The organism is Boudabousia marimammalium, assembly GCF_001936115.1.
GTDB classification, from domain to species: Bacteria; Actinomycetota; Actinomycetes; order Actinomycetales; family Actinomycetaceae; genus Boudabousia; species Boudabousia marimammalium.
The window spans coordinates 162,870-175,848 of record NZ_MPDM01000003.1 but is presented as its reverse complement, the minus strand read 5'-3'; the positions used below and the strand labels follow the sequence as shown (position 1 = coordinate 175,848).

10 protein-coding genes are annotated in these 12,979 nt (G+C 53.9%); 7 read left to right on the top strand and 3 right to left on the bottom strand.

What is annotated here, in order from left to right:
* Nucleotides 1-128: 128 nt before the first annotated feature.
* The 4 genes from gap to secG all read left to right on the top strand — a co-directional run bounded on the left by gap (nucleotide 129) and on the right by secG (nucleotide 3,575).
* Nucleotides 129-1,133: a type I glyceraldehyde-3-phosphate dehydrogenase gene (gene gap / locus BM477_RS03840; RefSeq protein ID WP_075361350.1), complete on the top strand. Its 1,005-nt coding sequence runs from the start codon at nucleotides 129-131 to the stop codon at nucleotides 1,131-1,133.
* Between the two features lie 99 nt (nucleotides 1,134-1,232).
* Nucleotides 1,233-2,423: a phosphoglycerate kinase gene (locus tag BM477_RS03835; protein ID WP_075361349.1), complete on the top strand. Its 1,191-nt coding sequence runs from the start codon at nucleotides 1,233-1,235 to the stop codon at nucleotides 2,421-2,423.
* Nucleotides 2,424-2,426: 3 nt separating this feature from the next.
* Nucleotides 2,427-3,203 carry a triose-phosphate isomerase gene (gene tpiA, locus BM477_RS03830; protein WP_075361348.1) on the top strand — a complete coding sequence of 259 codons (777 nt, stop codon included), beginning with the start codon at nucleotides 2,427-2,429 and terminating at the stop codon, nucleotides 3,201-3,203.
* A gap of 129 nt (nucleotides 3,204-3,332) precedes the next feature.
* Nucleotides 3,333-3,575 (top strand): preprotein translocase subunit SecG, encoded by a 243-nt coding sequence (secG, locus tag BM477_RS03825; RefSeq protein WP_075361347.1) that lies wholly within the window; start codon nucleotides 3,333-3,335, stop codon nucleotides 3,573-3,575.
* Nucleotides 3,576-3,730: 155 nt separating this feature from the next.
* Here secG and tkt read toward each other — a convergent pair whose 3' ends face one another.
* The gene (tkt, locus tag BM477_RS03820) at nucleotides 3,731-5,794 is read right to left on the bottom strand and encodes a transketolase (protein WP_075361346.1); all 2,064 of its coding nucleotides are present in this window, start codon (nucleotides 5,792-5,794) and stop codon (nucleotides 3,731-3,733) included.
* Between the two features lie 123 nt (nucleotides 5,795-5,917).
* Between tkt and xerD the strand changes: the two genes are divergently transcribed.
* A complete protein-coding gene (gene xerD, locus BM477_RS03815) occupies nucleotides 5,918-6,832 on the top strand; it encodes a site-specific tyrosine recombinase XerD (protein ID WP_075361345.1) in 915 nt (304 codons plus the stop codon).
* A 61-nt stretch (nucleotides 6,833-6,893) separates the two neighbouring features.
* On the opposite strand, the gene BM477_RS03810 is transcribed toward xerD, so the two are convergent.
* Complete coding sequence (locus BM477_RS03810; RefSeq protein ID WP_075361428.1) at nucleotides 6,894-8,735, bottom strand: DEAD/DEAH box helicase; 1,842 nt, start codon at nucleotides 8,733-8,735, stop codon at nucleotides 6,894-6,896.
* Between the two features lie 186 nt (nucleotides 8,736-8,921).
* Nucleotides 8,922-10,274 (bottom strand): MFS transporter, encoded by a 1,353-nt coding sequence (locus tag BM477_RS03805; protein ID WP_075361344.1) that lies wholly within the window; start codon nucleotides 10,272-10,274, stop codon nucleotides 8,922-8,924.
* Nucleotides 10,275-10,454: 180 nt separating this feature from the next.
* Here BM477_RS03805 and aspS point away from each other — a divergent pair, with 180 nt between their 5' ends.
* The gene (gene aspS / locus BM477_RS03800) at nucleotides 10,455-12,236 is read left to right on the top strand and encodes an aspartate--tRNA ligase (protein ID WP_075361343.1); all 1,782 of its coding nucleotides are present in this window, start codon (nucleotides 10,455-10,457) and stop codon (nucleotides 12,234-12,236) included.
* A gap of 109 nt (nucleotides 12,237-12,345) precedes the next feature.
* On the top strand, nucleotides 12,346-12,969 hold the full coding sequence (locus BM477_RS03795; RefSeq protein WP_075361342.1) for an L-threonylcarbamoyladenylate synthase: 624 nt from the start codon (nucleotides 12,346-12,348) through the stop codon (nucleotides 12,967-12,969).
* Nucleotides 12,970-12,979: the final 10 nt, after the last annotated feature.

Sequence of the window (12,979 nt, the reverse complement as noted above, 5' to 3'; positions counted from 1 at the left end):
GTTTTTCCGCTAAATGTCGTGTAGATTAAGAAGTGCAAATCATAGCAAACCGCTGTGAGCCTAAGACTCTTAGAGTTTTAGTTTATGAACGTCTACAGTGTGCTGATAGCACACATCAGGAGGACATAGTGACCATCCGCGTTGGCATTAATGGCTTTGGCCGTATTGGCCGTAACTACTTCCACGCCATCCTAGCTCAGGGTGCAGATATTGAGATTGTTGCCGTCAACGATCTCACTGATAACGCAACTTTGGCTCAGCTGCTGAAGTTTGACTCTATCCTGGGCCGCCTCGATGCCGAGGTAACCTACGATGATGAATCCATCTCCGTTGATGGGCACCGCATTGTTGCTCTTGCTGAGCGCGATCCGGCCAACATTAAGTGGGGCGAGCTGGGCGTCGATATCGTTATCGAGTCCACTGGTTTCTTCACCGATGCTACCAAGGCTAAGGCGCACATTGATGGTGGCGCCAAGAAGGTCATCATCTCCGCTCCCGCGAAGAACGAAGACGGCACTTTCGTTATGGGTGTAAACCACACCGAATACGATCCTGCCAACCACACCATCATTTCGAACGCTTCCTGCACCACCAACTGCCTCGCTCCGATGGCAAAGGTTCTGGATGAGGCATTCGGCATTGAGCGTGGCTTGATGACCACCATCCACGCATACACTGGTGACCAGCGCCTGCACGACGCTCCCCACAAGGACCTGCGTCGCGCCCGTGCAGCTGCCGTCAACATTGTTCCCACCTCAACTGGTGCTGCTAAGGCTGTGTCCTTGGTTCTGCCCCAGCTGAAGGGCAAGCTGGACGGCTACGCACTTCGCGTGCCCGTTATCACCGGCTCCGTTACTGACCTAACCTTCACCGCTAAGAAGCCGGTTACCGTTGAGTCCGTTAACGCTGCTATGAAGGCTGCTGCTGAGGGTGAACTGAAGGGTATCGTGGGTTACTCCGAGGACGCACTGGTTTCCACCGACATCGTGACCGACCCCCGTTCCTCCATCTTCGATGCTCCTCTCACCAAGGTCATCGACGATCAGGTCAAGGTTGTGTCCTGGTACGACAACGAGTGGGGCTACTCCAACCGTCTGGTTGACCTCACCGTTTACGTAGGCGAGCGTCTCTGATCTCCCTGCGTTAATCTAGTGTGAAAAGACGCCCGCGCATGTTTGACGTGCGCGGGCGTCTTCACTGATGAGACCCACCATCCATATATAGGAGTTTTAATGAAAACTATCGAGTCTCTGGGCGATTTGCAGGGCAAAGCCGTCCTCGTTCGCTCCGATTTTAATGTCCCCCTGGACGGCCAGCGCATCACCGATGATGGACGTATCAAGGCTGCTCTTCCCACTCTTAATGCTCTGCTTGAAGCAGGCGCAAAAGTCATTGTTACCGCCCACTTGGGTCGCCCGAAGGGCAAGGTGAACCCCGACTTCTCCCTCGCTCCTGTCGCAAAGCGTCTCGGTGAGCTATTGGAAGCTCCCGTCAAGTTCGCCGCCGACACCGTCGGCGAAGACGCTAAGGCTAAAGTTGCCGAGCTGGCTCCCGGTGAAGTTCTTTTGCTGGAAAACATTCGTTTCGACCCTCGTGAAACCTCCAAGGTTGACGAAGAGCGTCAGGCTTTGGCCGCTGAGCTAGCTGCTTTCGCTGACTGCTTTGTTTCCGATGGTTTCGGTGTTGTACACCGCAAGCAGGCCTCTGTTTACGACATCGCCAAGCTCCTCCCGGCCGCTGCTGGCAAGCTTGTGTTCAAGGAGATCGACTCCCTGTCCCGCGTAACCGGTGAGCCTGAGCGCCCCTACGGAGTGGTGCTCGGAGGCTCAAAGGTTTCCGATAAGCTAGGCGTGATTGCCAACCTGCTTTCGAAGGCAGATATGTTGCTGATCGGTGGCGGTATGGCTTACACCTTCCTCGCCGCTAAGGGCTACTCAGTTGGCACCTCTTTGCTGGAAGAAGACCAGATTGAGGCGGTTAAGGGATACCTCGCAGAGGCGCAGGAAAAGGGCGTTGAAATCGTCCTGCCGGTCGATGTTGTTACCGCTGCAGAGTTCTCAGCTGACGCAGAGCCGATCGTTTTCGCTGCCGATCAGATTCCTGCTGATCGTATGGGCTTGGACATTGGCCCGAAGTCGCAGGAACTTTTTGCTTCCAAGATTGCTTCCGCTAAGACAATCGCATGGAACGGCCCGATGGGCGTCTTCGAATTCGCCACCTTCGCAGGGGGCACGAAGGCTGTTGCTAAGGCACTTTCGGAAGGCGACTGCTTCTCCGTAATCGGTGGTGGCGACTCTGCCGCAGCCGTCCGTCAACTCGGTTTCGATGAGTCGACGTTCTCACATATTTCCACTGGTGGTGGAGCCTCTCTCGAGCTTCTCGAAGGTAAGACTCTGCCCGGTATCGCAGTTCTGGAGGACTGAAAAATGACACGTAAACCCTTGCTAGCAGGCAACTGGAAGATGAACCTGGACCATTTTGAGGCAATCGCCTTGGTGCAGGGTCTCGCAGCTGAACTGGCTGATATGAAGTTTGACTACTCGTCCGCTGACGTGGTTGTCATTCCTCCGTTCACCGATATTCGTTCCGTGCAGACTGTAGTTGACTCCGATAACCTGCAGATTTCTTACGGCGCTCAGGATGTTTCCACCCACGAAGCTGGAGCTTACACCGGTGAAGTTTCCGCCACTATGCTCTCCAAGCTGGGCGTTTCCTACATTGTGGTTGGTCACTCTGAGCGCCGTGAGTACCATCATGAGTCTGACCAGCTAGTTGGCGAAAAGGCACGCGTCGCTCTCGCCGCAGGCATGACTCCGATTGTTTGCTGCGGCGAAGGCTTAGAGGTACGCCAGGCCGGCGAGCATGTCAACCATGTGCTTTCCCAGATTGACGGCGCATTCGAAGGCATGAGCGCGGAAGATGTACGCAAGTGCGTCATCGCCTACGAGCCCATCTGGGCAATCGGTACTGGCGAAGTTGCGACTCCCGAGGACGCTCAAGAAGTGTGCGCCGCCATTCGTGGCCGCCTCGTTGAGCTGTATGACCAGACCACGGCTGACACCGTCCGTGTCCTCTACGGTGGCTCTGTGAAATCCTCCAACGTTGCTGAAATCATGGCAAAGGAAGACGTTGACGGCGCGCTGGTCGGCGGCGCTTCCTTGAAGGCTAACGAATTCGCTAAGATTGCGAACTTCAACGGCTGATTCATCTACACGCGTTGGGTGCAGTGACTCACAAAGTTACTGTACCCAACGTGATGTTTTGATTACAAACCATAAAACGACTAACCTAGTGCTGTTAAGTCTATAAACGAATACTAGAAGGAAATAACTGTGGACGTATTGATCCTGATCTGCCAGATCCTGGTCTTCATCTTGTCACTCATCTTGATTGGCCTGGTTCTGCTCTCCAAGGGCAATGGCAGCGTCTCTGATATGTTCGGCGGTGGCGTCTCGTCCACAGCTGCCTCATCAGGAGTGGCAGCGCGAAACCTGCGCGTAATCACGGTTACTACCACCTCAGCATGGGTGATCTTGATTATTCTCCTGGGCGTCCTGATTAAGTTCGCCGCCTAGTCTAAAACCCGAAATTAACAAAAGACATCCATCAAGGTAGTCTTTCTCCACTGTACTTCGAATAAAAAGGGCTGCTCTGAAAGTTGTCACTCTCAGAGCAGCCCTTTTGCTATATCCGGCGGCAGAGCTAAAACTACTCTGCCGCCGAAACTAGATTACGAAAGCAATCCTTTAACTGTTTTAGCCACGTTCTTCGCAGTGAACCCGAACAGGTCGAATAGCTCTTCACCTGAGCCAGGGGCGCCGAACCGGTTCAGGCTAATCGCCTTACCTGAATCCCCAAGATACTTAAACCAAGGCATATCAATCCCAGCTTCAACAGACACCCTAGCCTTAACATGGGCGGGTATGACGGACTCGCGATACTCTTCATCCTGCTCATCGAACCACTCCAGGCAAGGAGCAGAAACCACACGCGTACCAATGCCTTCAGACTCCAGTTGCTTCTGCGCAGCCAAAGCCACCTGGACCTCAGAGCCGGTGGCAATGATAATCGCATCAACCTGATCACTGTCGCGCAGCACATAGGCGCCGCGGCTGAGATTCTCTGCATCCGCTAGGCCCTCTGCAGCCCGATCAAGGCAGGGAACATTCTGGCGAGTTAGAGCTAGTGCCGTGGGACGAGCCTGATGCTTCACGATGTGTTTCCATGCTGCCTTGGTTTCATTTGCGTCTGCGGGACGCACCACGTCAAGACCAGGGATAGCACGGAGTGAGGCCAGGTGTTCCACCGGCTGGTGCGTAGGCCCATCCTCGCCCACGCCAATAGAGTCATGAGTCCACACATAGGTCACAGGAAGCCCCATCAGGGCTGCCAATCGAACTGAGCCGCGCATATAGTCTGAGAACACCATGAAGGTGCCGCCGTAGGGTTTAAACAGGCCGGACAGCGCGATACCATTCAAGATTGCGCCCATGCCATGCTCGCGAATACCAAAGTGCAGGTTACGACCAAAGCGATTACCGGTGAACTCAGTAGTACTGTAATCTTCCGGAATGAAGGAGGGCTCGGATTTCATCACCGTGTTATTGGAACCGGCCAAGTCAGCGCTACCGCCCCATAGCTCAGGTAGGACTGGGGCGAGCGCATTAATAACAGCACCAGAAGCTGAACGGGTAGCTACCGGCTTGCTGTCGAACTGGGGGAGTGTATCTTCCCAGCCTTCAGGAAGCTCATGCGCGACAAGGCGATCCAATAGCCTAGCCTCAGCAGGGTGACTTGAACGCCACTGACCGTACTGCGCATCCCATTCTGAGCGTAGCTCACGGCCGCGAGCAGAGCTAGCTTCACGAATCTGTGAGACCACCTGATTATCAACCCAGAAATGGACTTCCGGATCAATGCCGAGACGCTCTTTCAGACCGGCTAGCTCTTCGGCACCCAGCTTTGCACCGTGAATGCCGCCTGTGTCCGACTTGGTTGGGCTGGGCCAGCCAATAATAGTGCGAAGGCGAATCAAAGAAGGCTTATCGTTGACCCGCTTGGCGCGATCGATAGCCGCAGAAAGAGCCTCGGGGTCTTCCTGATACGTACTTCCGCCGTTAGTCCAGTCAACAGTTTGTACATCCCATCCGTAGGCGGTGAAGCGAGCCTCCACATCCTCGGTAAAAGCAATCGAGGTGTGTCCCTCAATGGAGATGTCGTTATCATCATAGATTACGACTAGGTTTCCCAGCTTCTGAGTGCCGGCAAGAGCGCAGGCTTCATGGGTGATTCCCTCTTGCATATCTCCATCGCCGGCGATGGTGTACACATTATGGTCGAAGATAGAATCAGATGAATTATCGCCATCAAGCATGCCATGGGCGCGGCGTGAGGCCATCGCCATGCCGACTGCTGAAGCGATCCCGGAACCAAGTGGACCGGTAGTAATTTCAACGAAATCAGTGTGGAACACTTCAGGGTGTCCCGGAGTCTTTGACCCAAGAGTCCGGAACTGCTGTAAGTCTGAAAGCTCTAACCCTAAACCGTGTAAAAAGAGCTGGGAATACTGCAAGATAGAGGCATGTCCGATGGAGAGAACAAACCTGTCGCGACCCAACCAGTGTGGATCCTTCGGATCATAGCGAAGATGATCTCGGTAAAGTACGTAAGCTGCTGCTGCTAATGAGATAGCAGTTCCAGGATGGCCATTTCCGACCTTTTCCACCGCGTCTGCAGCCAGACCTTTGAGCATCTTTACGGCAGTTTGGTCACGATCTGTCCATTGAAAACCCACGTTTTCCTCCTTTAAACATAGTTCACTAGTATTGTATCTAAGATAGAAAAGATATGGGCATTCAGTGCAGCTACAAATCCCACAAATTTGGGCTCTTGGGCGCGAACAACTACACTCGATGTCATGAAGATTGAGTCCACAATCCGGCAGTTCATTAGCCACATGGCCGTAGAACGCGGCGCGTCTAAGCATACTGTGGAAGCTTATCAACGAGACTGCACTCGCTATGCTGCCTGGCTACAAAGTCAGAATATAACCGATCTTAATGAGGTCACTGCGGTAAAAGTGGGGGAATTCGTAGCCAGTCTTGGCAGGGGAGAGCAGGCACTGGCGCCCACCTCAATTTCACGCGTATTGGCATCGATTCGTGGACTATACAGCTTTGCGGTACAAGAGGGGTACGCCACCAATAACCCCGCCGCGGAAGTCCCTACCCGGGCACAACAACCGCGATTGCCGAAAGCTTTAACTATCGAACAAGTCGAGTTGCTACTAGCGGCGGCCTCAGAGGGTGACCCGAAAGTGGCTTTGCGAGATCGTGCGTTCCTCGAGTTGGCTTACAGCACGGGGGCGAGGGTGTCTGAGTTGGTGCAGCTACACGTGGATGACATCGATACTAGTTCAGACCTCACTTTCGTCACAGTCACCGGAAAAGGAAACAAACAGCGGTTGGTTCCGATTGGTGGCCCGGCCACAGCTGCGCTACAACAGTATCTAGTTCGGTGTCGCCCGTCGCTTGTGCAAAAAGGCGAGGGTACTTCCAGACTATTTGTGAATAAGCGAGGTAAAGCTCTCAGTAGACAAAGTGCATGGGAGATTCTACAAGTCGCAGCCGATCGGGCTGAGCTCCCCGTGTCCGTATCCCCACACACGCTGCGACATTCTTTCGCGACTCATCTGTTAGAGGGGGGAGCCGATGTGCGCGTGGTACAAGAACTTTTGGGTCACGCCTCCGTTAACACCACGCAAATCTATACTAAGCTGACTGCTAATACGCTCCGTGATGTCTATGTAGAAAGCCATCCTCGGGCCTTATAAAAAGATAGTGCCCGTATCCACCAAAGGGAATACGGGCACCCAGATAAGAACTATCTATAGATTAGAACTTACGACGTTTGAAACTACCTTTGCGGCCACCTTTGTCGCCACGGCCGGAGCGTTCTTTGCGACCGCCCTGGAAACCGCTGCGCTTGAAACCGCCACGGTCGTCTCCTCTGCGATCTCCACGCTCACTACCGCCCTTAGGGCCATGGTCTTCAGAGATGCGAAGCTGACGACCCGAAACGGTCGCGTGGGCAATCCTCGACGAAGCTTCCTCGTCGAGGCTGCCAGAAATCTCCACTAGAGAGAAGGACGGGAAGATATCAATCTTGCCGAGGTCACGTCCATCGACGCCACCCTCGTTCGTGATTGCGCCAACAATCGCACCAGGACGCACGCCGTCGCGGTGTCCAACCTCGACACGGTAGCGGCGCATCTGACCCGGGCTGTGTACGGTACGAACATCCCTACGGCCACCGTGACGGGCAGCCTTCCGGGGTTCATCGCGACCCGGCTCAAAACGTGCGGCAACGAAGTTACCTTCATCATCTACCAGCTCTTCGCGACGGATTCGCCCCTTGCCGCGGGTGTCGGCTTGTTGCTGTGGGCCCTCGTCTCCGACCGACTTAGCTAGCAATGCCGCTGCAATATCGTAGATATCAATATCGGTTGTAGTAGTGAGATCGTGCAGGAGATCGAAGTAAAGATCTAAACGACCTGCCTCAATACGCCCACTCAATGAATCCAACATGCGGCGGGCACGGAAATTGCTTACCTCTACTGGAGTCGGAATGGCGACTTCTTCCAAAGGCACGCCGGTTAGCTTCTCAATCTTGCGCTTACGGCCAGATTCACGCGGAGTAAAGAAAGTCAGCGCGGTGCCCGACCTGCCGGCGCGGCCGGTACGGCCAATCCGGTGCACATATGCTTCGTCTTCGCGGGGAACATCGAAGTTTACGACCAGACCAATCCTGTCAACATCTAGACCACGAGCAGCTACATCAGTAGCCACTAGCACATCGAGAGAGCCATCCTTTAGGCGCTCCACAATGCGCTCACGTTCGCGCTGAGCAACATCGCCAGAAATGCCAGCGGTGCGGAAACCACGGGCGGTTAAATCGATGCTGACCTCTTCGGCATCTGCACGGGTACGCACGAACACCAAGACTGCGTCTGCTGCGCGGGTAGCTAGTACCCGAGAGAGCGCACCAATCTTGTGCTTGAAAGGAACCACTGCGTAGGTTTGATGAACTGTGGTAGTCGTAGATGACTGACGTGAGACACTGACATTAACCGGATTGCTTAAGTGCTTTTCGGCGACCTTAGCGATGGCTGCTGGCATAGTTGCAGAAAACAGTGCCGTGACGCGATCATCAGGAACCGATGAGGCGATCGTCTCCACATCCTCAGCAAAGCCCATGCGAAGCATCTCGTCTGCTTCATCCAAGACAAACATACGGATGGTAGACAGATCTAGCGCACCGCGCTTAATCAGATCAATCACGCGACCTGGCGTTCCGACAACAACCTCGACACCTTTTTTCAAGGCACCAAGTTGCGGACCATAGGGCGATCCTCCGTAAACTGCCAGCGTGTTAACACCGCGGCTACGGTTTGCGAATTGTTCAATAGACTCTGCGGTTTGCAGAGCGAGCTCGCGGGTGGGTGCGAGAACCAAGGCTTGTACACCTGCGTGCGGTTCTACGAGAGCGAGAAGAGGTAAACCAAAAGCAGCGGTCTTACCGGTGCCGGTTTGTGCCACGCCGACAACATCATGTTTGTCCAGCAAATGCGGGATCGCTTGTTCTTGAATCGGGGTGGGAGTTACGAAACCCATGTCTTGAACGGCTTGCAGAATATCGGCAGGCAGGTTCAAGTCAGCAAAGGTTGTATCAGACAAAAAATAACCAATCGTTGAAGATAAATAACAGGTGCACAAACAACGCACCACCTACTCAGCCTATAGGGGTAGCGGCAGAACGTGAATATAAACGCGCGTGGTATCGCTCACCCGAAGTTTGAAAATCCTAGAAAGTGGCGGTAAAAGCTATGAAGTTGCCGGATTAAGGGACGAAGCTAACAGTTGTTAAACAACCTTAAGAGCACCAATTCGCTTGCCCGCCCAGGCCGCTAGAGCCCCCAACAAGACTGCCAGCAACATGGCAGGAAGCAAAGGACCGGGGGCTGGCATATGGGCTAAGAAAGCAAAGGCGGAGGTGATGATAGTTAGCGCTGCCGCTCCGCCTAAGCTGTCGGCCAGCTGTAAACTCGAAGAGATATAGCCGTGTTTCTCGGGCGGTGCAGCGCCGAGGGCGAGGACAGAAAGAGCTGGATAGGACAGGCCCACACCAAAAGCACTAATACACCAGCCGACTACAGAAATATATGGTGTAACCATGGGGAACGCCGCCGCTGCTGTAGCTAGGCCACCAGCCGCAGCAAGGATGCCTCCTAGAGTGGGCAGATGTCTGCGATGGTTATCATTTTGGATCTTCGACTGCACAACTGCGCCAAGCGCCCAAGTGATAGAACCAGCCGAAATCACTAGGGCAGCATCCCTCACTGACCATCCGTGAGCCTGAGTTAACATCAGCGGAATGAAAGTCTCCGTCGCGACGTAGCCCGCGTTGATTAAACCGCGGGAAGCAACCATTGAGGGAATCCCCTTGCGCAGACGTAAAGTACCTTCCGGGAAGAGACGGTGAATTGAAGCTACCAGCACAGTCAGGGCGACTAGGGCCAGGATCATTCCGCCAGAAATCGGTAGGGTGAATCCCAGCTGCGCCACAGTGAGCGAAAGGAAAGCGATAGTGGCGGCCTTGATGGTTCGCTTTGCGCGCATGGTGAGCGCCTGATTCATTCTGGGCACGTGCCTTAGGAGCGGAAGCAAGATTGCGGCTGCCAACAAGATTGCGGGAATCAGAATATAGAAAACCGCCCTCCAGCCGAAGTAGCCGTCGATTACGCCCGCGATATAGGGCCCAACCAGTGCGGGTACAACCCACGCGCCGGCAAATACGCCAAAGAAGAAAGGACGCTGGTGTGGGGAGACTAATGCTCCCACCAGAACGTACATGCACACCATCAAGAAGCCGCCGCCGAGTCCCTGTAGGGTTCTGCCGATGATAAAGACCAGCATGGTAGGCGAAATAGCGCAGATCAACAGTCCCAGTACGAAAGTGACCAAACCCAGTAGTAGTGGTTTCAAGGCGCCACGGGCATCGCACCACGCTCCGGCGACTGCGGTGGCTAATAGTTGTCCGGCCAAGGCCATACCATTCGCCAGTGGGTACATGACCTCACCGTGAAGACTGCGTGCAATGGAAGGCAGAATCGTGGTCACACCGAGGGTGGCGAAACCTGCAAAGCAAATGGAGATACTGGCTCCAACTAGCAGGAAAATCGCCAGTCTCGGTTGATAGGTGGTTTCTTTCGACATTGGCCTTATTGTGCACGGAAAATAGGAGAAAAGTCCAACGAATAGCCGAGGCAATCCGTTGATGGGGTGTAACACACAATTTTAGCTTAGTTGGGCTTGCGCTGTGAAAGTTTTCGGATGGGTTTAGAATGAACTTTGCGCCCGCTCGTTTCGCGGTGCGACAATAGAAAGGAATATGGAGTGCTTCGTACACATCATTGCGGATCGTTATCCGCTGCCAATATTGGCGAAGAAGTAACATTGACTGGCTGGCTGGATCGTCGACGCGATCACGGTGGAGTAGCGTTTATTGATCTTCGGGATGCTTCCGGCATCGCTCAGGTGGTTATTCGTGAAGAGGATGGGGCGCATGATTTGCGTGCCGAGTTTGTCCTCAAGGTTGTAGGTACTGTTGAGCGTCGTCCGGACGGTAATGAGAACCCGAATCTCCCTACCGGTGAGATTGAGATTATCGCCTCTGAAGTGGAGATTTTAAATAAGGCGGCAGCACTCCCGTTCCAGGTTTCTGATAACGCCGAGGATTCTGGCAAGGTAGGCGAAGAGGCACGTTTACGCTACCGCTACCTAGATTTGCGGCGTTCCTCCATGCAGCATGCGTTACGTTTACGGTCGGCGATTGGTCGCGCCACCCGTGAGGTTTTGGACGCTGAGGATTTCTGCGAGGTTGAGACCCCCACCCTGACCCGTTCTACCCCTGAGGGTGCACGTGACTTTTTGGTGCCGGCTCGCTTGAACCCGGGTTCTTGGTACGCGCTCCCGCAATCCCCGCAGCTGTTTAAGCAGTTGCTGATGGTGGGCGGTATGGAACGTTACTATCAGATTGCTCGTTGCTACCGTGATGAGGATTTCCGTGCAGATAGGCAGCCTGAGTTCACGCAGCTTGACATTGAGATGTCTTTCGTAGATCAAGAGGATGTTATCGGCTTGGCGGAAAAAGTTTTGGCCGCCATGTGGAATGAGATTGACTACCAGATTCCGCTTCCGATTCCGCGCATGACCTATCGCGACGCGATGGAGCAGTATGGTTCAGATAAGCCCGATTTGCGCTTTGATTTGAAGCTTGTTGACTTGACTGAGTTTTTCGTAAATACGCCTTTCCGCGTGTTCCAAAATGATTATGTTGGCGCTGTGGTGATGCCCGGTGGTGCTTCCCAGCCTCGTCGTACTTTTGATAAGTGGCAGGAGTGGGCCAAGGCTCGAGGGGCGCGTGGCCTTGCCTATGTCACCATTGCCGAGGATGGCACCTTGGGTGGTCCGGTTGCGAAGAATATTTCCGAGGAAGAGAAGTCCGGTCTTGCCGCCGCTACCGGCGCTCAGCCTGGCGATTGCATTTTCTTTGCTGCTGGTAAGCCGCAGCCGAGCCGTGACCTCCTCGGCGCTGCGCGTCTTGAGATTGGTCGTCGTTGCAATCTGATTGACGAGGACGCATGGTCTTTCGTCTGGGTCGTGGACGCACCTTTGTTCAAGTCCACCAACGAGGCCGAGGAAGAAGGCGACGTCGCACTGGGTAACTCAGCTTGGACGGCGGTTCACCATGCCTTTACTTCTCCGACTCCGGAGTGGATTGATCGTTTCGAAGAAGATCCCGGTAACGCTCTTGCCTACGCATACGATATCGTGTGCAACGGTAACGAGATTGGTGGCGGTTCTATCCGTATTCACCGTCGTGACGTGCAGGAGCGGGTCTTCAAAGTGATGGGGATTGGTGAGGAAGAGGCTCAAGAAAAGTTTGGGTTCCTCCTTGATGCGTTTAAGTTTGGTGCACCCCCTCACGGCGGCATCGCCTTCGGTTGGGACCGGGTGGTTAGCTTGCTGACTAAAGCTCCTTCAATCCGTGACGTGATTGCTTTCCCGAAGATTGGTGCAGGTTGGGATCCTTTGACGGATGCTCCCGCCCCGATTACGGATGAGCAGCGTAAGGAAGCCGGAGTCGATTTCGTCCCTAACGAAGACGAAGAGTAGGATTTCTGTAGTAGTTAGAGTGGCGACCAGCTTTGAGCTGGTCGCCACTCTTGCATATGGGTAGGTCAAAGTGCTAGACATTGAATGTGTCCTGCGGCACAATGGGGGTATGTCTAGTTTTATTGAATTGCATCCAGATAACCCGCAACCCAGGCTCCTTGATCGGATTGTTCAGATTCTGAAATCGGATGGGCTGATTGCTTATCCAACTGACTCGGGATATGCGTTAGCATGTGCCTTGGGGAATAAGACAGGTTTGGACCGGATCAGGGCCATTCGCCAAGTGGGAGATAAGCACGACTTCACCCTGGTTTGCGCCGAGTTTGCGCAGTTGGGACAGCTCGTTTGGATTGACAATTCTGCCTTTAGAACTATCAAGCATCTAACCCCAGGGCCTTACACCTTTATCGTTGAAGGACGAAAGGAGATTCCTCGAGTGATGCTAAACCCAAAGAAGAAAACTGTTGGCGTGAGAATTCCTAAGCATACGATTGCGCTTGCCATTGTGGAAGCAATGGGTGAGCCCATTATGTCGTCTTCTTTGATTCTTCCCGGAAACGATCAACCTGAATCGGAAGGGTGGAAAGTCCAGGACGAACTGGGTCATCTTTTGGACGCAGTGGTAGATGGCCCCGTTAGTTCGACCGAACCAACTAGCGTAATTGATATGACTGTCACGCCGCCCAGTATTACCCGTAAGGGAGCGGGAGACTACCAGCTTTTTGAGAACTAATACTCTTCTG

What these genes read in the sequence shown, in the direction of transcription:
- BM477_RS03835 (WP_075361349.1), top strand. Translation starts at nt 1,233, where the DNA reads ATGAAAACTATCGAGTCTCTGGGCGATTTGCAGGGCAAAGCCGTCCTC.
- tpiA (WP_075361348.1), top strand. Translation starts at nt 2,427, where the DNA reads ATGACACGTAAACCCTTGCTAGCAGGCAACTGGAAGATGAACCTGGAC.
- xerD (WP_075361345.1), top strand. Translation starts at nt 5,918, where the DNA reads ATGAAGATTGAGTCCACAATCCGGCAGTTCATTAGCCACATGGCCGTA.
- BM477_RS03805 (WP_075361344.1), bottom strand. Translation starts at nt 10,274, where the DNA reads ATGTCGAAAGAAACCACCTATCAACCGAGACTGGCGATTTTCCTGCTA.
- BM477_RS03795 (WP_075361342.1), top strand. Translation starts at nt 12,346, where the DNA reads ATGTCTAGTTTTATTGAATTGCATCCAGATAACCCGCAACCCAGGCTC.